This is a genomic window from uncultured Litoreibacter sp. (assembly GCF_947487515.1).
Lineage (GTDB): Bacteria > Pseudomonadota > Alphaproteobacteria > Rhodobacterales > Rhodobacteraceae > Litoreibacter.
Genome location: NZ_CANKWO010000001.1, coordinates 806,358 through 827,093, shown reverse-complemented (window position 1 = coordinate 827,093; position 20,736 = coordinate 806,358). Strand labels below are relative to the sequence as shown.

Genomic DNA, 20,736 nt, shown 5'->3' with positions numbered 1-20,736 from the left:
TGAACATGTCCAATTCCACCAATCTGTCCCATGGTCGTCACACGCTGGCGATTCCCGGTCCTTCCGTCATGCCAGAGCGCGTGTTGCAGGCCATGCACCGCCCCGCGCCGAACATCTATACCGGCGAGTTGGTTGATATGACCTATTCGTTGATCCCCGATCTAAGGGCCGTGGCCAGAACGAACGGGCAGGTGGCGATGTATATTGGCAATGGCCATGCGGCGTGGGAGGCCTCATTGGCCAATGTGCTGTCCGAAGGGGACAAGGTGCTGGTGCCGGGGGCGGCGCAATTTTCGCTGGGCTGGGCCGAGACGGCTCGCAAACGCGGGTTGGTTGTGGAGCAATTGGATTTCGGCCGTCGCGCGCCGATTGATCCGCAGGCCGTCGAGGACGCTTTGCGAGCGGATGCGGATCACAAGATCAAGGCCGTGTTGGTGGTGCAGACTGATACGGCCAGCTCTGGCAGGTCTGACTTGCCTGCGATACGGGCGGCGATGGATGCAGCCGGCCATCCGGCGCTGATGATGGTCGATAGCATCGCCTGTTTGGGGTGCGATGATATGCAGATGGATGCTTGGGGCATCGATGTCATGGTGACCGGCTGCCAGAAGGGGCTGATGGTCCCTCCGGGGATGTGTTTCATATTCTTCAATGACAAGGCTCAGGCCGCCCGCCAGAACAAGGAACGCGTGTCGGGATATTGGGACTGGCACCCAAGGGCCAACCCCGAGATGTACTACCATATGTCGTGTGGCACGGCGCCCACGCATCATCTTTACGGCCTTCGCGTGGCGCTGGATATGATTGTGCATGAGGAGGGCCTGAGCAATGTTTTGAGCCGCCATGAAACGCTGGCACGCGCCGTTTGGGCCGCCTGTGATGCGTGGGGGGAGGGTGGCTCGCTGGAGCTCAATATGAACGATCCTGCCGCACGGAGCCACGCGGTCACGTCTGTGCGTATCGGTGCGCCCTATGGCACCGACCTGCGCAACTGGCTGACAGAGCAGGCCGGTGTCACGCTTGGAATTGGACTGGGCATGGCCACAGCGGATGATCCTGCATCAGATGGGTTCTTTCGCATCGGGCATATGGGGCATGTGAACACGCATATGCTTTTGGGCACTCTGGGGTCGATTGATGCGGGGCTTAAGGCGCTGGGCATTCCTCATGGGGAAGGCGCCTTGGCTGCCGCCGCGTCGGTGTGCGCTGGGCAGTAGCGGCCTAGCTGGCAGAGGCGATGGCCTTCGGCAAAGCGGCTGCGAGCAGATCCATATCCTGTTCAGATCCGCAGCTGAGACGAATGGTCCGGTTTTGCGGTGCAACAAATGGCATCCGCACGAACAAGCCTTGGTCTAGCAATCCGGTCAGAACCTTGCGGGCGTACTCCCCATCCTTGCCGCAATCAACGGCGACAAAATTGGTCGCGGACGGTAAGGGGGTTAGGCCGTTGTCGCGCGCAATGTCGGCGATGCGGTTTCGCGAGGCTGCAACCTTGGTGCGAACCTCAGCCAGATAGGCTTGATCCTCCAATGCCGCCAAGGCGCCAGCCTGCGAGACGCGGCACATGCCGAAATGATTGCGAATTTTGTTGAAGGCGCTGATTGTCTCGGCTTCGCCAATTGCATAGCCCACTCGCCCCCCCGCCATGCCGTGCCCTTTCGAGAAGGTGCGCATTCGGATGACGTTCGGGTTGCTGGTGTCCAAGGCGGGGGCGGTGCCATCTGGGGCCAGCTCTATATAGGCTTCGTCTAGGATCAGCAGGCAATCTTGCGGCACAGCATCAATCATGCGCTGCACCTTTGCTGCGGGGTGCCAGCTGCCCATCGGGTTGTCTGGGTTGGCAAAATAGACCAACCGTGCCTGTGTGGCATGGACCTTCGCGAGCAGTGCATCCGGATCTTCGTGATCCTCGGTGTAAGGTACCATGTGCAATATGCCACCAAATCCGGCCACGTGATAATTGAAGGTCGGGTAGGCGCCCTCAGAGGTCACTACATCGGTTCCCTGCGCCACATAAAGCCGCACAAGATACCCCAGAAGGCCATCAATGCCTTCACCTACCATGATGTTGTCTGCGGCAATGCCGTGGTGGGCGGCTAGGGCGTGGCGCAGGTCGTGGCTTTCGGGGTCGCCATATTTCCAGATGTCGCTGGTGGCGGCTTTCATTGCCGCAAGGGCCTTGGGCGAGGGGCCGAAAACGCTTTCATTGGCCCCGAGGCGGGCCTTGAAAACGGCGCCATTCACGCGCTCCAAGGCTTCGGGCCCCACAAAGGGGACAGAGGCAGGAAGGCTATCGGCAAGCGGGGTCAGAGGTGGTCTTTTCATGAGGCGAAGTTTGATCGCGTTTTGCGCCCGCTTGCAAGTGGCGAAGGGGCTCCCCATGTACCAAAGAACGGAGGAACCTATGACACAGCTAACGCGTCGCGGTTTTATGGCCGCAACTCTTGCCACCGGTGCCAGCCGCGCGGTGCCCGTTGCAATACAGGCCCGCAAACCCCGCGTTATACTGGAACTTGTCTACGACAAGGCGCTGGGGATGATGCGAGCGGTGGAGCGCGTTGTCAGATAACGCTGGAATGAGGCAATTCTTGCGCCTAGGCTTCCAGCATGAAGTTGGTCACCACGGAAATTGCAAACGGTATTGCGCGGGTTACGTTGAACCGTCCCGACAAGTTAAACGCGATTTCGCTGGATATGTTGGATCAGGTGCTGGCCGCGGCCGAGGCCTTGCAGGCGGTTGACGTAAACTGTGTCATCTTAGCCGGCGAGGGGCGCGCGTTTTGCGCCGGTATCGACGTTGCATCCCTAACCAGCCTGCTTGGGCAGGACATGGAGGAGGTCGTTGTGCGCCGCACTCACGGCGACACCAACCGGTTCCAAGAGTTCTCTCTTGCGTGGCGTAAGCTGGAGGTTCCCGTTATCGCCGCCCTGCATGGCGAGTGCTACGGGGCTGGGATGCAATTGGCGATAGCTGCGGACATGCGGGTCGCGTCTCCAAAGGCAAAATTGTCGATCATGGAGATGAAGTGGGGCTTGGTTCCTGATATGGGCGGAATGACGATATTCCCCCAAGTTCTGCGCGATGATGTGTTGCGTCGTTTGATTTACACCGCCGAAGTCGTCGAGGCCGAACAAGCTTTGGAGTGGGGCCTGGTGACCGAAGTGCACAAGGATCCGATGGCCCGCGCGATGGAGTTGGCCACTCAAATTGCAGCCCAAAGCCCAAGCGCCATTCGGGCTGCAAAGCGTTTGATGGACGAGGCTCGGACTGGAACCAAAACCAGCATATTGATGGCGGAATCCACGGAGCAGGCGGCCCTTATCGGCAAGCCTGATCAAATGGCGGCGGTTATGCGCGGATTGTCCAAGAAATAGATGTAAGAGGCGGCTGAGGATGCCCCCAGCCGCGCTCCGAAGGTCGCTCTTGGCGATCTCCATCCGGTCCGGTCATCGGCTCTCCAGCCTGTACCGGACCTCAAGAGAGACATGATTCTCGTTTCCATTTGGTTAAAAATACTCAAATTCCGTTGCCCGATGCAGGCGGGGCGTTTTGAGTATTTAAGACCAAATGGAAATATGAGTGCCTAGTCCAGTTCCGCCAGCCGCGCGAGTGCGGCTTTGAGCTTTGCTTCCTCGTCTTCGCGCGCTGCGAGGTTTTCACGGGCCTCGGCAACGACGTCGGCGGGGGCGCTCTCGGCGAATTTTGGGTTGTTCAAACGACCTCGTAGACCGCCGAGTTCTTTGGCCAGTTTTCCTAGAGATTTTTCTAGGCGCGCTTTTTCCTCGTCAACGTCGATGATGCCTTCAAGAGGCAGGGCGAAGTTTCCGCCGGCCACGGGAATGGTGACCGAGCCCTTAGGGGCTTCGCCAACGGACACGTTCTCGATGCGTGCAAGCTTTAGGATCAGCGCTTCGTTGTTGCCAAGCGCTGTGAGGCCCGCGTCGCCCAGATCAACCTGCACCAATGGGACTTTGAGGCCTGCGGGGACGTGCATTTCACCACGCGCGGAGCGCACTGCGTCGATCAGGGCGATAACCCAATTCATTTCCGCATCGGCGTTTTTGTCAATGAGTTCATTGCCGTAGGTGGGCCAATCTTCGTGCACCAGCATGTTGTCGCGTTTGGCGGTCTCGCCCCATAGCTCTTCGGTGATGAAGGGCATGATCGGGTGCAAAAGGATCATGCATTGGTCCAGAACCCATGACATTGTTGCGCGGGTCTCGGCCTTCTCGGCGTCGGTGCCATCGAGCAAAAGCGGCTTGGAGAATTCCACATACCAATCGCAAACCTTGCCCCACACGAACTTGTAAAGCGCGTCGGCGGCGTCGTTGAAGCGGTAGGCTTCAAGGGCGGCGTCGACGTCCATACGCACCTTGGCGGTTTCGCCTACGATCCACTTATTGACCGTGAACTCGAGGCCCACCGGTGGCTGGCTTTGCAGGGGCTTTGTGTCGGGCCCTTTGTATGCTTCGTTCATCTCGGCGAAGCGCACGGCGTTCCACAATTTGGTGCCGAAGTTGCGGTAGCCCGCGATGCGCTGCATGTCGATTTTGAGCACACCCCCAAGCGACGCCATGGCCGTGTTGGTGAAGCGCAGCGCGTCGGCGCCGTACTCATTGATGATTTCCAGCGGGTCGATGACGTTGCCGGTGGATTTCGACATCTTCTTGCCCTTGGCGTCGCGCACAAGACCATGAAGGTAGACGGTGTCGAAGGGGATTTGGTCCACAACGGCCAATTGCATCATCATCATCCGCGCCACCCAGAAGAACAGGATGTCTTGGCCGGTGATCAGCGTGGAGGTTGGGAAGTACTTTTGCAGCGCCTCCGTGTCCTCGGGCCAGCCGAGGGTGCCGATGGGCCAGAGGCCGGAGGAGAACCATGTGTCTAGGACATCGGGGTCGCGCCACAAGCGAATTGGTTGCCCATCATCATCGGCTTCGGCCTCTCGTGCTTCTTGGGAATCCTCGGCTTCATCTGCAACTAGGTAGGCAAATGCCCCAGCCTCCCCATATTCGGCTGCGGCGAGGCCAAGGGCTTCTTCATGTGTTGATGCACAGAAGGCTATAGGATTTTCCCAATCCCAAATGTCCATGACACCGGGATTTTTCTCATCCTCGTAATTAATTGATGTGAGTCCCGGCCCATACCAAACCGGAATCTGGTGGCCCCACCACAGCTGGCGCGAGATGCACCATGGCTCGATGTTATCCAGCCAGTTGTAGTAAACCTTCTCGCCGCTCTCGGGCATGATTTTGACGTCGCCGTTGCGCACGGCATCCAGCGCGGGGCCGACGATTTTATCGGTCTCCACGAACCATTGATCTGTCAGCATCGGCTCGATCACCACCTTAGAGCGATCGCCGAAAGGCTGCATGATTGGCTTGTTCTCGACGTAGGGCACGATCTCGGTGAACTCGCTTTCAACGCCGTCCTCGTCCTTTACCTTGCGGATGACCTCATGCATCACGGCGAGGCCTTCATCGGTGATGTCTTGGATAACCTTCTTGCGCGCCTCGAAGCGGTCCATGCCGCGGTAGGCTTCGGGCACCATGTTCATTGCGGCGATCATCGCTTCGTCGAAGTCCTGCTCGCCGTTGGCGATGGCTTGGGCCACGGCGGCCTCTTCGGCGTAGGGCTTGCCGTCGGCGCGCATGGCGGCCTTCGTGTCCATCAGGTTGTACATCGGGATGCCGCCGCGCTTGGCGACTTGGTAGTCGTTGAAGTCATGCGCGCCGGTGATTTTCACCGCACCTGAGCCGAAGTCCTTGTCGGGGTATTCATCGGTGATGATCGGGATCAGGCGGCGCAGCTCTTTCGGGCCGACCGGAATTTCGCAAAGTTTTCCGACGATTGGGGCGTAGCGTTCATCCGACGGGTGAACCGCCACCGCGCCGTCGCCCAGCATGGTTTCGGGGCGTGTGGTGGCGATTGAGATGTAATCGCGGGTCTCGCGCAGGGTCTCATTGCCGTCCTCGTCGCGCTCGACGTATTCATAGGTTTCGCCACCGGCCAGCGGGTATTTGAAGTGCCACATGTGACCCGGGGTCTCGATGTTTTCGACCTCCAGATCGGAGATCGCGGTCTCAAAGTGCGGGTCCCAGTTCACGAGGCGCTTGCCACGGTAGATCAGGCCCTTGTTGTACATCTCAACGAAGACCTTGATCACGGCATCGTGGAAGTTGCCTTCTTCGCCTTCGGGCGCGCCGGGGGCGCCGGACATGGTGAAGGCCTCGCGGGACCAATCGCAAGACGCGCCCAAGCGCTTGAGCTGATCAACGATAGTGCCACCGGATTGGGCCTTCCAATCCCAGACCTTTTCAAGGAACTTTTCGCGCCCCATCTCGGTGCGCTTTGGCTCGCCCAATTCGGCCAGCTTGCGTTCCACCACCATCTGCGTCGCGATGCCCGCGTGGTCCGTGCCCGCCTGCCAAAGCGTGTCATAGCCCTGCATACGTTTCCAGCGGATCAAGATGTCCTGCAGCGTGTTGTTGAAGGCATGCCCGATGTGCAGAACGCCGGTGACGTTGGGGGGCGGGATCATGATGCTGAAAGTCTCAGCCTTCGATGCGTTCGCACCGGCGGTGAAGCATCCGGCGGCTTCCCATGCGGCGTAGAGGCGGCTTTCGGCCTCTGCTGCGTTAAATGTCTTTTCCATGGCCATGATATCGGTCCCCTTTTGGAGTTACAGGGGTCATACCGCGCCTAAGCGGGGGCGAAAAGGGCAGATCGGGGCAATTCTTGCGGCAAGCTTCACCGAGGCCGGTTGCATGCGACTTTGAGAAAGATACCATGCGGATGCAAAACCATTCAGGAGCAGGGTGAATGACCAAAGGCCGCGGATACGACCCGTCACAAGAGGGGGCGCAGATGCGCTTTGACGGTCGCATGTCTTACAATGACTATCTGAAGCTGGACATGGTATTGGGGGCGCAGGAATGTCTGACGAACACCCATGACGAGATGCTGTTTATTATCCAGCATCAAACCTCCGAGTTGTGGATGCGGCTGGCCTTGCATGAAATCGCGGCAGCGCGACATGCCATTCGGGAGGACCAGCTGCATTCAGCGTTCAAAATGCTCAGCCGTGTGGCCAAGATTTTTGAACAGCTAAACAATGCTTGGGACGTTTTACGCACGATGACGCCCAGCGAATACACCGCGTTTCGCGACGATTTGGGGCAGTCCTCGGGGTTTCAGTCGTGGCAATATCGTTTGATTGAATTCGCGGTGGGCAACAGAAACCCCGCAATGATCGCCCCCCATGCCCATCGCCCCGACATTATGGAACGGATCGAGGCGGAACTGGCGTTGCCGTCCCTGTACGACGAAGCCGTGAGGGCGCTGGCGCGTGGCGGCTTGGCCGTGCCGCCCGAGGTCTTGGCGCGCGACATATCCGTCAGCCATGAGTTCAATGAGGATGTAATGGAGGCGTGGGCCACAGTATATCGCGACCCGCAATCGCATTGGGCACTGTATGAACTGGCTGAAAAGCTGGTGGATTTTGAAGACTACTTCCGCCGCTGGCGGTTTAACCATGTCACCACGGTTGAGCGGGTGATCGGGTTCAAACGCGGCACTGGGGGGACCGGAGGTGTGAGTTACCTCAAGCGCATGTTGGAGGTGGAGCTGTTTCCTGAACTATGGCGCGTCCGAACGGAGCTGTAACCTAGCTGCGCCCTGTGGGCTTCATCAGTGGCGTGACTTGTGCCTTCATCTGTGCGGGGGTGGCGGGAACAAAGGCTTGCGGCCCGTTGATGACACTTGGATGCAGACGCTCCGAGGGATCTTGGCCAACAACACGGGCGCGGCGGTGCCAAAACAGTTTCCCCCATTGGCGCCATGTCCCGACCGAAGGTGCGTTGACGTCGCACGGGAAACGGGCCTGCCAGCCGTCGGGCAGGGGCAGGCCGCAGTTCTCGGCTTTCTCCAGCATCCAGACCAGCGGTATATTCGCAAGGGGGCGGGAGTCATCATAGCCCATCAAATGCCCGCCAATATCGCCATGCGCGCCTTTGAACCAAACTTGCTCCAGCACGCCTTCAAACCCCTTGCGGCTCTGCCACAAAACCGGTTCGAACACGCGGCGGGTCTCATTGAGCGCCAATGCGTGGTAGCCGTGTTTCACCGAACAGCCGAGCGTGTGGTTGTGAAATGAATGCTCCACAGGGGAAAACCGCCATAAAACCGGCGCGCGAAACCCGAGGGCGCGCACTGTGTCCCATATGCCGATCATTTCGATATTGGCTTCTGCGTGGCAATGCTGCTTTCGAAAGGCCTTGCTTGCGTCGGATTTCGGGGATCGCCGGTAATGGCGATAGGCTTGGCGTACGTTGCGCTCCGTTGCACAATCAGCGCGCAGCAATCCCACTTGGTCGATGACCCCAGCCAGACTGCGCACTGCATATGCTCCGCGCGAATACCCGAACAAAAATATGCGGTCGCCGGGGCGATAACGTGACGCGATGAAACCATAGGCGTTGCGAATTTGGCGGTTTATGCCCACTCCGGCCATCACATCGATGGCGCGACGCCACCCGCGCCATTGAATGCCCGCCTCGTACTTCAGGGAAATAGCCTTGTTTGGGGCCATTTCGGACAACAGGCGAAAGGTGGTGCCAGCGTGGGTTTCATATCCTCGATCCAGCGTGGACATGGTGCCGTCAAGGATGATGACATGCGTAACAGGACCGCGTGTCGCCGCCGGATGGACAGATTGCGGTTCCGGACCGAAACCAACAAGAGACTTTAAGCGGTTGGACATGGGACGAGCATATCCACCAAGCCTTGCCAATCCCTTATACCAACGCACTGTATTCACTCCATTTCATCTGCTCATTAACCCTAATGGGAATGTAGCAGGGCTTCCAGTCAATCCATCTCACATATTATTCCGAGGGTGTTACATTCCTCTAAAGATAGCCAAATGACCTTTTGGGGGTGCTGGCGGAACGGCATAAGTGTTCAGTCACGCCGCGCAAAATTCAAGCGACACCTGTCTGCAGTCGTCAATTCAGCATCCCCCTTCAAATTCAGGCGTCACGCAACATTTGCCACACACGTTGGGGCGTAAAGGGCATGTCAGCCTTGCGCACACCACGTTCCCACATGGCGTCCAACGCCGCATTGGCAACGGCGGCCAAGGCACCGACGGTTCCGGCTTCGCCGCAGCCCTTCATCCCAAGCACATTGGCCGTTGAAGGTACGGGCTCAGAATGGAAGTCAATCATTGGCATGTCCGCGGCGCGCGGCATTCCGTAGTCCATGAAGGTGGCAGTCAAAAGCTGGCCGTCATCGTCATAAACCACATGTTCCGATATGGCCTGCCCGATGCCTTGCACGACGCCACCATGCACCTGACCCTCTGCCATCATCGGGTTCATCAACACGCCGAAATCGTCAACCACTGTGTATTTGACCACCTCGGTCACGCCAGTGTCGGCGTCAATTTCAACCTCAGCCACATGGCAGCCGTTGGGGTAGGATCGCCCCGGCAAGGTGGTGCTGGCTGATATGCTGAGCAAATCTTCGCGGCCCTCGGCGCGGGCTGCGTCTGCGGCCTCGATCAGTGTCATAACGGTGTTGGAGCCCTCTGCGCGGAACGCGCCGTCCTCAAACGCCACCTCTGGCACCCCCAGCTGTTCTGCAACGAAGGGGCGAAAGGTTTCGATGGTTTTGTCTGCCACAGCCTTGTTGGCGGTGCCTTGCGTGGTGACAGAGCGTGACCCACCGGTGCCTCCGCCCGTGGCGATGCGGTCGCTGTCTCCTTGGATGATGTCGATCAGGTCGGGGTCGATGCCGGTGTATTCATGCAGCATCTGGGTGTAGACGGTTTCGTGACCCTGACCGTTGCTTTGGGTGCCCACATACAGGTTCACGCGGCCTGTGTCGGTGAATTCGATGTTGGCGGTCTCGTCTGGGCTGCCGAGGATACTTTCGATGTAGTAGCACACCCCAAGGCCGCGCAGCTTGCCGTTCTGGGCCGAGCCTTCTTTGCGCGCGGCAAAGCCTGCCATATCGGCCTCGACCTCTGTGCGCTTCAGGACTTTGTGGAAATCACCAACGTCGTAAAGTTCCCCTGTAACGGATGTGTAGGGAAACTGGTCCGCTGGGATGAAATTCTTGCGGCGCAATTCCAGCGCATCCACACCCAATTCGCGTGCGGCATAGTCGATCGCGCGCTCGAGGACATAGATCGCCTCGGGGCGACCGGCACCACGATAGGCATCAACCTGCGTGGTATTGGTGTAGATACCTTGATTGGAAAAATAGGCCGCCTGCACGTCGTAGACACCCATCAGAACCTTGGACGCCAGATCGCTTTGGATGAACTGTGCAAAGCCGGAGTTATAGGCCCCCATGTTGCTGACGGCATTCACACGGTAGGCGGTGATTTTGTGGTCTTTGTCAAAGGCCAGTTCGGCGGTGGATATCAGATCGCGTCCGGCGTTATCGGTGAGCATGGATTCGGTGCGGTCGGCCTGCCAGCGAACGGGGCGGTTCAACTTTCGGGCCGCAAGGGCGACCATGAAGTATTCGGGGTAGTCAAAAGCCTTCATGCCGAAACCGCCGCCCACATCAGGGGTGGTGACATGTACGTCTTCTTTGTCGATGCCCAAGGTTGAGGCCAGCGAGCCTTTCAGCCCCCACACCCCTTGGCCGGAGTATTCCATATGTAGACGGCCATCCTCAACGCTGGCCCAGCAGCCGCGGGGCTCTATGGAGTTGGCGATGATCCGGTTGTCGTCGATCTCGACTTTGGTGGTGAAAGCCGCGGTCTTGAATGCCGCCTCGGTTTTATCCGCATCCCCGATGCCCCAGTCATATGCGACGTTATCGGGGGCTTCTGGGTGGATCGCGGGGCCACCGGCTGCGACGTCCATATGCACGTCCAGATCGTCGTAGTCGAAACCGATCAGCTCGGCGGCGTCCTTGGCCTGCTCTAGGCTATCGGCCACGATCATTGCGATGGCTTCACCCACAAAACGCACGCGGCCGGTTGCCAAGATGGGGCGCAGGGGGGCGGCCCCTTTGCTGCCGTCGCGGTTGGTGTTGATCGACGCGGCCATTTTGTTGGCGCCACCTGCCGCCTCGAAACTGTCTGCCGTCAGAACCAAGTGCACCCCGTCGGAGGTTTCGGCGTCGCTGATGTCGAGTTCGGTGATGTCGGCATGGGCCACGGAGGAGCGAAACACGAAGGCAAACAGCGCCCCATCTGGCGTTGTGTCATCTAGGTAGCGACCGTCTCCGGTTAAAAAGCGGGTGTCCTCGCGGCGTTTGACGGGTTGGGATGTGCCGAATTTGCTATTGGCGAGGGTCATGACGCGGGCCTCCGTAGTGTGGGTCAGCTCAGACACTAGCGCCAAGGGGCGCACTGTCCAGCCCAGTTACGTGCCGCGCGGTTTTGCACGTAGCGTCGGGTCGGCCACGGTCGGGTCTTCGGGCCAAGGATGGCGCGGGTAGCGCGCGCGCATGTCCTTACGAACATCAGCGTAGGAACCCGCCCAAAAGCCGGGCAGGTCGGTGGTGACTTGCACGGGTTTGGACGCCGGAGAGAGCAACGTTATCTTCAGTGGCAATTGCTCTGGCCCTGTACGCGGGTGCTGCGTGACGCCGAACATTTCTTGCAAGCGGACCTCTAGCGCTGGGGCGCCATCGGCATAGTCCAGCGCCAGATCGCGACCAAGTGGTGTGGTGAACTTGGCGGGGGCACCTGCATCAAGGGCTTGCATCTGGTCCCAGTCCAGACCTGCACGCAAAGCTTCCGCGACGTTGACACCCTTAAGGTCGTCCGCTGATCGCACACCGCTTAGATATGGCAGCAGCCATTGATCCAAGCTGCTCATCAGGCCTTCGTCGGACCAATCTGGCAGGCCTTCGCGCATATATTGCACACGCGCACGGAGGTATTTGGCGGGCTTGGACCAGTTCAAGGATGTCAGCCCCAATTGGCGCACACCCTTTAGCATAGCTTGCGCGATGTGGTCTGGGTCGGCGTCCTTCCACATGCGGTCGTCTAAGGTCAAAGCGCCGAAGCGTTCTTGTCTTCGGGCCAGCACTTTGCGATCGCGTTTGGACCATTCGCACAGCTCTACCCATTTGATCTGATCGCCATAGAGGGCGCGCAATTCGGCTTCCGTAATTGCGCAAGCCAGCCTGACTTTGGCCTCGCGGGCATCGCCGTCCAGATCAAGCGCCACAATCATGCGTTGCCCTGCCAAGTTGTCGCTGTTGTCAATCACAGCGCCTTTGCCGCCCGACAACACATAGCGCGCATCTTTGCCAGGGCGACGCATCCCGATGCGGTCGGGGTAGGCCAAGGCCGCCATCTCGCCCAAGCTGCGCTCGGTGGTGCCTGCGAACCGCTTGAGGCGCTTTGCCTCGGCGCGCGCGCGTTCCACCACACCGCGATTGGCGTGCGGTGGGACCGAGCCCCCCAACAGCTTGACGCGTGCAGCGATGTCTGATCCGGAGTTGCGCCCCAATGGATCGCGCTCCCCCAAGATCGCAGCGAGCGCTGGGCCGGTGCTGCCGGAGTTCGCCAGCATGTGGCCAAGGCGCGGGTGCAATGGCATCGCGGCCAAACTGCGCCCGTGATCTGTGATCCGGCCTGCCTTCAAGACACCCAGCATTTCCAACAGGGCGTTTGCCTCGTTGAATGCGTTTTCGGGGGGCGGTGTCAGGAAAGCCAAATCTTCGGGGCGAGATCCCCAATTGGCCAGTTCCAGCGCTAATCCCGTGAGGTCTGCGGCCTCGATCTCGGCGGGGGGGAAGGCTGGTAGGGCGCCTTCCTCGGCGCGGGTCCACATGCGGTAGCACACACCCGCCTGCACACGTCCTGCGCGGCCTTGGCGCTGCGTGGCTTCGGCGCGGGATACTTTTTCGGTGACCAGCCGCGACATGCCGGAGCCCGCGTCGAACCGCGCCCGTCTGGCACGGCCCGCATCGACCACAACGCGCACGTCTTCGATGGTCAGGGAGGTTTCCGCGATGGATGTCGCCAGCACGATTTTGCGGATGCCATCTTCAGGGGCAATCGCGGCACGTTGGTCTTTGAACGGGAGCGCGCCAAACAAAGGGCGCACCACGGCACCTTTTGGCACGGTAAGATTGTTCATCACCCGCCGGATTTCACCTTCACCGGGAAGGAACACCAAAACGCCGCCGGTGGTGTCTTTGACGGCTTGGTTGATGAGATCAGCTGCGGCCACCTCGAAGCGGGTGTCTTTGTGCAACGGGCGGTCCAGCCAGCGGGTTTCAACGGGATGCGCGCGCCCGTCGGAGGTGACGATAGGCGCGTCATCCAAAAGAGCGGCAACGGGGGCGGCATCCAAAGTGGCCGACATCACCATCAGCTTGAGATCGGGGCGCAGGGCACCGCGCGCTTCCCAAACCAGCGCCAGCCCGAGGTCGCCATTGAGGGAGCGTTCGTGAAATTCGTCAAACACCACGCAGCCGACGCCGGTCAGTTCGGGGTCACTTTGGATCATGCGGGTCAGGATGCCCTCGGTGACCACCTCGATGCGGGTGGCTTTGGAGGCTTTGGTTTCTCCGCGCATGCGGTAGCCCACGGTTTGACCTACGGGTTCTCCCAAGGTCTGGGCCATGCGCTCGGCGGCGGCGCGCGCGGCAAGGCGGCGCGGCTCCAGCATGATCAAGCGGCCCTCAAAGGCCCCCGCCGCCAGCAAGGCCAGCGGGACGCGGGTGGTTTTGCCCGCACCAGGCGGGGCTTGTAAGACGCAAACGCCCGTGTCGGTCATGTGACCAACAAGGGCGTCTACTACATCTTCAATCGGAAGGCTCATGCCTTCGCATAACGCGCATTCAAGCTGGCGTCTATTTCCGCTTCATCACCGCGTTGCCATAAAGCGTATGTGTGACCACCTTTTCCACGCGGTAACGGCCATCTGCGGTCTTGGCGTAGAACAGGTTGAAGGGGAAGCGCGATTTCTCCGCCATGTCCTCGGCTGAGAAACCCGCCAGACGCCGGTATTCGCCATCGCATTTGATCATATCGCCCTCGGCGCGCGGGGTGCTGAGCTTTACCTGCGAGCGGCGCTTGCCGTCGTACATTTTGACATCCAGCTTGCAAACCTCGTCTTTGTTGACGTCTCGAAAGGCCGCATATAGCGCGGTCATCGGGTCGACGGTGCCCTTTTGCGTAGAGGGTTTCACCCCGTTCGGGGAGGGTTGGTAATCCGAGACGCTGGGTACGCCACCTTTATAGGTCATCGAGGAGCTGGATTTGCGTTTGCCCGTATCGGCCTTCTCGTCATAGCGCGCGGGGCTAAAGCTGCTGCCTTTGATACGTCCGCTGGAGGTCGCGGTGTATTTCACCTTGGCGACCAAACCGACCAGCCCGCCGCTTTGTAGCACGCCAGAGGCTTTGTAGGATCCACCGCTTTCGGAGCCTTTGACGGTTAGGGTTCCGGCGGTAATTCCCCGAATTGCCACGGAAAATTTCGCGTTGGTCGCCCCGTCAGCCGCGGCCATTTGTGGCGCGGTCAGTGTCAGGGGAAGGGCGCAAATGCCCAAGATTTTCATAAACTGCTTCATATTCTAGCCTCGTTGCATCACTTATGCGTCTCAGACATATTGGCCCTTGAGCCTACGGTTAACACCCCCGCGCTACGGGGAAACAAGCGAAAGATTGCCCAGCCTTGAAACATATTGAAGACATGGCCTCAAAGATACGGTCGGGGGACAGGCGCACTTTGGCGCGCGCAATCACACTGGTTGAAAGCGCACGCGAAGATCATCGTGCGGATGCGCTGGCCTTAATTGACAGGCTACGTGTGGACGCCCCGCAGGCGTTGAGGATCGGGCTGTCTGGTACACCAGGGGTGGGGAAATCGACGTTCATCGAGGGGTTCGGGATGCACCTCACGGGGCAGGGGCTTCGGGTGGCGGTGTTGGCGGTTGATCCAAGCTCTACGCGGTCGGGAGGGTCGATATTGGGGGATAAAACCCGCATGGACCTACTGTCTCGCGATCCGAATGCGTTTATCCGGCCCTCGCCCTCGCAGTCTCACTTGGGGGGCGTGGCGCGGCGTACCCGTGAGGCGGTGACGCTTTGCGAGGCGGCGGGCTTTGATGTGGTGCTGATTGAAACCGTGGGTGTTGGCCAGTCCGAAACCATGGTGGCCGAGATGTCCGATTTGTTCATCTTGTTGTTGGCCCCTGCGGGCGGCGACGAGTTGCAAGGCGTGAAGCGCGGTATCATGGAGATCGCGGATTTGATCTTGGTGAATAAGGCCGATGGTGATCTCAAGCCCGCGGCGACCCGCACCCAAGCGGATTACGCAGGGGCATTGCGCCTGTTGCGCAAACGGGTGCAGGACCCTGAGGGCTTCCCAAAGGCCTTAAGTGTGTCGGCGCTGACGGGGCTGGGGCTGGATGAGGCATGGCAGGATATGCAGTCGCTCAGCACTTGGCGCAAAGAGCATGGCCACTGGGAGGCGCGGCGCAAGGCCCAAGGTGTGCATTGGTTCAACGAAGCGGTGCGCACGGGGCTTTTGGCTCGGATCACGACGGATACGTCAGCGAAATCAGCGATGGAATCTCTGGCGTTGGAGGTTTCCCAAGGGGCGCTTTCCCCCGATCGGGCGGCTGCCAAAATGCTGGATGCTCTGTCGAAGTAACGGTTTTTTCCGCGCGGTTTCGTCCTGATACGCCGCTATCAGCAAGAAACACTGTGTATGCTGGGGGATTCAACCAATCTGCCCTTGACCCTTACAGAATCTGCGCCTATTCCACGCAAATCGAATTTAGGGCATCGTATGTGCGGTGCCTTCACTTGTTTAAGACCGGAAGGAAACGCATATGTCGCGCGTCTGTGAACTCACTGGCAAAGGCCCGATGGTCGGCAACAATGTCAGCCACGCTAAAAACCGTACTCGTCGCCGGTTCTTGCCGAACCTGAACGATGTCACATTGTTGTCCGAGACCTTGGGTCGCGGCTTCAAGTTCCGCATCTCTGCTGCTGCCCTGCGCACGGTAGATCACCGCGGTGGCCTTGATGGCTTCATGGCAAAGTCGAAAGACGCTGAGCTGTCCACAAAGGCGCTCAAGGTTAAGAAAGACATCGCGAAAGCCCAAGCAGAAGCTTAAGGTTTCGTTGATCGTATCGAAACGGCCTCGCCTTAACCGGCGGGGCCGTTGTCGTTTTGCGAGGCGGAATGCCACTGACGCGGAGGGGCCGCGCGATGGATCGTCACACTGGGGTGAAGGGGCAAATTGACGTCTTGGCGCGGTGACGCCTGCGGTCTAAGACTTTGCCTATGATGATTGTGCGCCAACTGTTTGCCTTGCTGCTTGTGCTCACCATGGTGGCCACAATGGGGTCCATGGCGATGATGCGCGACCGCGACGCCGGCGCGCAGGTTATGGTGATATGCACTGGGGCCGGCCTGCAAACCATATTGCTGGATGCGAATGGTGGCAAGGTCGATCCCGCCCCGATGTGTCCGGATTGCACAATGGTGGCCCTCGCGGGGGCGCCGGTTTCATCGGGGCTGGAGATATGCGCTCCGGTAGGGCGCATGGAGTTGGTACTGATCCAGTCCAGTCAAGCCGTTGCCCGTCGCGATAATGCTGGGGTGAGTGCGCGCGCACCACCTGTTGGTTGATCCGGCTTATCGACTTCCAAACAATCACTAAAACCTCAGACGAAAGGGCATGTCATATGTCTCTGAAACTCATTTCTGCGGCCATCTTTGCCGCCACTCTTTCCACAGCGGCCTTCGCGGGCGATGCAGCCTTCAAGGTGACCGATTCCTACGCGCGTAGCGCCACCGCAAATGCCAAGACTGGCGCGGCCTTTATCACATTGATGAACATGACCGATGTTGATGATGTTCTTGTTGGGGCAGCCTCACCGGCGGCCAAACGCGTAGAGCTGCACACCCATCACGAGAATGACGGCGTCATGAAAATGGTGCATGTCGAGGAGGGCTTTCCCGTAGCCGCGGGTGACATGATTGAAATGAAGCGCGGTGGCAAGCATGTGATGCTGATGGGCCTGAATGGCACCTTGGAGCAAGGGGCCATGGTTGCCGTGACACTCACCTTCGAAAAGGCTGGCGACATTGAAGTCATGGTGCCGGTCGATTTGGAGCGCAAACCCGATCACGGGCAGAAAGATGGTCATGGCCACAAACACGGGTCTCACGATCACTAAGCAAACCTACATTTGAAACACCTGTCTGAGGCGGTCCGAAGGGGCCGCCTTTTTTATTCCTTTTCCCAGAGTACCCCTCAAGTTAACGTTAGGTAAGATGGCTTCTCACTTGATCGGTAAAGCCATATCGCGCAAGGTTGTGGCTTAGCTGGGGAGCTATCAAAGTGACAATACGAGTATTGTTTGTCTGTTTGGGCAACATCTGCCGATCGCCAATGGCGGAAGGCATTTTGAGAGCAAAGGCGCAAGACGCTGGGTTGGAGCTGGAGATAGACAGCGCCGCCACCGCAGGATGGCATGTTGGTAACCCACCAGATGCGCGCGCTGTGGTTGCTTCGCGGATTAAGGGATATAACATCGAGGATCAAATGTCGCGCCGGTTTCGGAGCGATGATTTCGAGACATTTGACTATATCATTGCGATGGATGAGGCCATCCGCCGAGATATCGAAGCCAAACGTCCTGCCGGTAAATCCGTGCCCATCGTCTTGATGTCATCCTTCGGACCGGACGCAGAAGATGTAGATGTCCCTGACCCGTATTACACCGGTAAATTCATGCCGGTGATTGCTTTACTTGAAGGGTATGTCGACGGGCTGGTGGCTCAGCTTCTGACGGACCGGCAGTAGCTTTCTGCGTTTGCCCCGAATTCTTTGTAGCGCTTCCAAAACCGCTCATGGCCCGAGTTGTCGGACTGGCGGATAACCTGCGCGCGGTGGGGGTCTGAAAAGAACGTCGCGGCAAGGCGTTGATCACCGCTGTCTAATGTCAGGTCAGCCACTTGCTGGACGCAATTGCACAAGGGGCGCGAAGCGGCTTTGCGATCAGCCTTGAGGCAGGCGCGCTCTATTGGTCCAGCGATTGCGCCGCTTGTTGATAGGCCCACCACACATAGGATGATTGCTGTTTTGAAACCCATATTCCCGCTCCATAAGTTCGGCGCGATGTGGCTCGCGCTCTGAATTGGGGGGATCATACGCGAAACGCCGCGAAGAATTCAATCTCCGCGGCGATCACAATTTGTACTTAGGGCCGCTTAGTAGCGCGGCAGGTTCGAACCCAACATGACGCGGCGTGGTGCATGCGTGCCATTCAGTGCTGGCAGGTTCTCGACAAAAATCTCGGTGACAGGGCCGTCATCGGCAATCGAGCCTGCGCCGTGGCGTGTGCGCGGAAGGTACTTGGTGTCGGCTGTGTTGTGACCACGGGAGCGGATGATTTCGCTCTCGTTGAAGCCGCGACCTGTGTTGTCGCCAGATGGGTTATGAGCGCGGTAGTTGATAGGGGTCGTGTAGCTGCCCACAATAAAGGTGTTGGTGTGAACATGCGGGTAGAGTGATTGGTCACCGGCAAAAACAGGTGCAGCGGTTACGAGGCAAAGGCCGGCAAGGGCAATACGGAACATAATTAACATCCTTTTGGAGGGGCAGCAGAACAGAGACCGTTAATGTCCATTAATGACACGTTAACGTCAAGTTTTTGCCATTTTTCAGTGGGTTATGGTCCATATATGGTGTGATACTTGAACTAAAACCCTAGGGAAGGCGGTCACTGTTTCTGTTCCGGCAACCGCAGACACATTGTTGCCATAGTTTCAGGCCGAACTGATTCTCACTAAGGGTCTTGCGGGCGGGATGATGCAGAACATGGGGATCATCTGTTAAACCTAAGGCACCAAGGGCAACAGGCACCTTGACCAAGCCATGAAAGCCAACCATATCCCTTTCCCATGACCGAGCTTTCAAAAATCCGCAATTTCTCCATCGTGGCGCATATCGACCACGGTAAATCCACGCTGGCTGATCGCCTCATCCAAGAGACGAATACTGTCGCCGCGCGCGACATGAAGGACCAGATGCTCGACAGCATGGATATCGAGCGCGAACGCGGTATCACGATCAAGGCGCAGACGGTGCGGATCGACTATAAGGCCGACGACGGGGAGGACTATGTTCTCAACCTGATCGACACTCCTGGTCACGTGGATTTCGCCTATGAGGTCTCGCGCTCCATGCGTGCGGTTGAGGGCTCGCTGCTGGTGGTCGACAGCTCGCAAGGGGTTGAGGCCCAGACGCTGGCCAATGTCTATCACGCCATTGAGGCGGATCACGAGATCGTGCCGGTGCTCAACAAGATCGACCTGCCCGCCGCCGATTGCGACCGCGTGGCCGAACAGATCGAAGACGTCATCGGCATTGACGCCACCGACGCTATTCAGGTGTCCGCGAAAACGGGGCAGGGCATCCACGAGACTTTGGAAGCCATCGTCACCCGCCTGCCCGCCCCTCAGGGCGAACGCGATGCGCCGCTGAAGGCGATGCTGGTGGATTCATGGTACGACAGCTACCTCGGGGTGATCGTGCTGGTGCGCATCATTGACGGCGTGTTGAAGCGCGGCGAGCGGATCAAGATGCTTTCGAACGGCTCCACGCACCATGTGGACCGCATCGGGGTGTTTAAGCCTGAGCTGACCAATATCGACGAACTTGGGCCGGGCGAGTTGGGCTTCCTGACCGCATCGATCAAGCAGGTACGTGACACGCGCGTGGGCGACACGATCACCCACGAGAAGAAGGGCACTGACGAGGCGCTTGATGGCTTCAAGCCGTCGCAGCCGGTGGTGTTCTGTGGGTTGTTCCCTGTGGATTCCGCGCTGTTCGAGGACCTGCGCGATGCGATTGAGAAACTGGCGCTAAATGATGCGTCCTTCAGCTACGAGATGGAAACCTCTGCCGCTCTTGGCTTTGGCTTCCGCTGTGGCTTCCTTGGGCTGTTGCACCTAGAGGTGATCCGCGACCGGATCGAGCGCGAGTATGACATCGATCTGATCACCACAGCGCCCTCGGTGATTTACCACGTCTATATGCGCGCAAAAGACGGGGAGGAGGCCGAGAAGATCGACCTGCATAACCCCGCCGACATGCCGGACCTGACCCATGTGGACCACCTAGAGGAGCCGCGCATCAAGGCGACGATCCTTGTGCCGGATGAGTACCTTGGCGATGTCCTCAAGCTGTGCCAAGACCGTCGCGGCATCCAAGAGGACCTGACCTACGCCGGTACCCGCGCGATGGTGGTCTATGATTTGCCCCTCAATGAAGTTGTGTTCGATTTCTATGATCGCCTGAAATCCGTCACCAAGGGGTACGCGTCGTTTGATTACCAAATGACGGGCTACCGTGAGGACCGTTTGGTCAAGATGCAAATCTTGGTGAATGACGAGCCGGTGGATGCGCTGTCGATCATGGTGCACCACGACCGCGCTGAACAACGCGGCCGCGCGATGGTTGAGAAGCTCAAGGACCTGATCCCGCGCCACATGTTCAAAATCCCGATCCAAGCCGCCATCGGTGGCCGCATCATTGCCCGCGAAACGCTGGCCGCCATGCGCAAAGACGTGACTGCCAAATGCTACGGCGGCGACGCTTCGCGGAAGAAAAAGCTGCTGGAGAAGCAGAAGGCCGGTAAAAAGAAGATGCGCCAGTTCGGGAAGGTGGACATCCCTCAAGAGGCGTTTATTAGCGCCTTGAAAATGGACAGCTAAAGCTGTTCAATT

18 protein-coding genes are annotated in these 20,736 nt (G+C 58.8%); 10 read left to right on the top strand and 8 right to left on the bottom strand.

Features of this window, described 5'->3' with window-relative positions:
• The first annotated feature begins 5 nt into the window (after positions 1-5).
• The gene (locus Q0746_RS04045; RefSeq protein ID WP_298257447.1) at positions 6-1,217 is read left to right on the top strand and encodes an aminotransferase class V-fold PLP-dependent enzyme; all 1,212 of its coding nucleotides are present in this window, start codon (positions 6-8) and stop codon (positions 1,215-1,217) included.
• A gap of 4 nt (positions 1,218-1,221) precedes the next feature.
• On the opposite strand, the gene Q0746_RS04040 is transcribed toward Q0746_RS04045, so the two are convergent.
• Entirely contained in the window at positions 1,222-2,325 is a 1,104-nt protein-coding gene (locus Q0746_RS04040) for a pyridoxal phosphate-dependent aminotransferase (protein ID WP_298257446.1), read from the bottom strand.
• Between the two features lie 79 nt (positions 2,326-2,404).
• On the opposite strand from Q0746_RS04040, the gene Q0746_RS04035 reads away from it, so the two are divergent.
• The gene (locus tag Q0746_RS04035; RefSeq protein ID WP_298257444.1) at positions 2,405-2,569 is read left to right on the top strand and encodes a Tat pathway signal protein; all 165 of its coding nucleotides are present in this window, start codon (positions 2,405-2,407) and stop codon (positions 2,567-2,569) included.
• A gap of 38 nt (positions 2,570-2,607) precedes the next feature.
• Positions 2,608-3,375 carry a crotonase/enoyl-CoA hydratase family protein gene (locus Q0746_RS04030; RefSeq protein WP_298257442.1) on the top strand — a complete coding sequence of 256 codons (768 nt, stop codon included), beginning with the start codon at positions 2,608-2,610 and terminating at the stop codon, positions 3,373-3,375.
• Positions 3,376-3,584: 209 nt separating this feature from the next.
• Here Q0746_RS04030 and Q0746_RS04025 read toward each other — a convergent pair whose 3' ends face one another.
• Positions 3,585-6,665: a valine--tRNA ligase gene (locus Q0746_RS04025; protein ID WP_298257440.1), complete on the bottom strand. Its 3,081-nt coding sequence runs from the start codon at positions 6,663-6,665 to the stop codon at positions 3,585-3,587.
• 161 nt (positions 6,666-6,826) lie between these two features.
• Between Q0746_RS04025 and kynA the strand changes: the two genes are divergently transcribed.
• Complete coding sequence (gene kynA, locus Q0746_RS04020) at positions 6,827-7,669, top strand: tryptophan 2,3-dioxygenase (RefSeq protein ID WP_298257438.1); 843 nt, start codon at positions 6,827-6,829, stop codon at positions 7,667-7,669.
• Between the two features lies 1 nt (position 7,670).
• Here the strand turns inward: kynA and Q0746_RS04015 are convergent, their stop codons facing one another.
• The 4 genes from Q0746_RS04015 to Q0746_RS04000 form a co-directional block, all read right to left on the bottom strand.
• Positions 7,671-8,765, bottom strand: a complete 1,095-nt coding sequence (locus Q0746_RS04015; RefSeq protein WP_298257436.1) for a DUF2235 domain-containing protein — start codon at positions 8,763-8,765, stop codon at positions 7,671-7,673.
• 268 nt (positions 8,766-9,033) lie between these two features.
• Positions 9,034-11,322, bottom strand: coding sequence for a xanthine dehydrogenase family protein molybdopterin-binding subunit (locus Q0746_RS04010; RefSeq protein WP_298257435.1), 2,289 nt, complete (start codon positions 11,320-11,322; stop codon positions 9,034-9,036).
• A gap of 66 nt (positions 11,323-11,388) precedes the next feature.
• Entirely contained in the window at positions 11,389-13,806 is a 2,418-nt protein-coding gene (gene hrpB / locus Q0746_RS04005; protein WP_298257433.1) for an ATP-dependent helicase HrpB, read from the bottom strand.
• Between the two features lie 31 nt (positions 13,807-13,837).
• A complete protein-coding gene (locus Q0746_RS04000) occupies positions 13,838-14,557 on the bottom strand; it encodes a DUF3108 domain-containing protein (protein ID WP_298257431.1) in 720 nt (239 codons plus the stop codon).
• A 122-nt stretch (positions 14,558-14,679) separates the two neighbouring features.
• Here Q0746_RS04000 and meaB point away from each other — a divergent pair, with 122 nt between their 5' ends.
• The 5 genes from meaB (at position 14,680) to Q0746_RS03975 (ending at position 17,809) form a co-directional block, all read left to right on the top strand.
• Entirely contained in the window at positions 14,680-15,642 is a 963-nt protein-coding gene (meaB, locus tag Q0746_RS03995) for a methylmalonyl Co-A mutase-associated GTPase MeaB (protein ID WP_298258053.1), read from the top strand.
• A 181-nt stretch (positions 15,643-15,823) separates the two neighbouring features.
• On the top strand, positions 15,824-16,111 hold the full coding sequence (gene rpmB / locus Q0746_RS03990) for a 50S ribosomal protein L28 (protein WP_298257429.1): 288 nt from the start codon (positions 15,824-15,826) through the stop codon (positions 16,109-16,111).
• 170 nt (positions 16,112-16,281) lie between these two features.
• Positions 16,282-16,629, top strand: a complete 348-nt coding sequence (locus Q0746_RS03985; RefSeq protein ID WP_298257427.1) for a hypothetical protein — start codon at positions 16,282-16,284, stop codon at positions 16,627-16,629.
• Positions 16,630-16,685: 56 nt separating this feature from the next.
• Positions 16,686-17,180 (top strand): copper chaperone PCu(A)C, encoded by a 495-nt coding sequence (locus Q0746_RS03980; RefSeq protein WP_298257425.1) that lies wholly within the window; start codon positions 16,686-16,688, stop codon positions 17,178-17,180.
• A gap of 164 nt (positions 17,181-17,344) precedes the next feature.
• Positions 17,345-17,809, top strand: coding sequence for a low molecular weight protein-tyrosine-phosphatase (locus tag Q0746_RS03975; protein ID WP_298257423.1), 465 nt, complete (start codon positions 17,345-17,347; stop codon positions 17,807-17,809).
• On the opposite strand, the gene Q0746_RS03970 is transcribed toward Q0746_RS03975, so the two are convergent.
• Positions 17,785-18,099: a hypothetical protein gene (locus Q0746_RS03970; RefSeq protein ID WP_298257421.1), complete on the bottom strand. Its 315-nt coding sequence runs from the start codon at positions 18,097-18,099 to the stop codon at positions 17,785-17,787. The genes Q0746_RS03975 and Q0746_RS03970 overlap by 25 nt on opposite strands.
• A gap of 117 nt (positions 18,100-18,216) precedes the next feature.
• The gene (locus tag Q0746_RS03965) at positions 18,217-18,585 is read right to left on the bottom strand and encodes a hypothetical protein (protein WP_298257420.1); all 369 of its coding nucleotides are present in this window, start codon (positions 18,583-18,585) and stop codon (positions 18,217-18,219) included.
• 324 nt (positions 18,586-18,909) lie between these two features.
• Here Q0746_RS03965 and lepA point away from each other — a divergent pair, with 324 nt between their 5' ends.
• A complete protein-coding gene (gene lepA / locus Q0746_RS03960; RefSeq protein ID WP_298257418.1) occupies positions 18,910-20,724 on the top strand; it encodes a translation elongation factor 4 in 1,815 nt (604 codons plus the stop codon).
• The last annotated feature ends 12 nt before the right edge of the window (positions 20,725-20,736 follow it).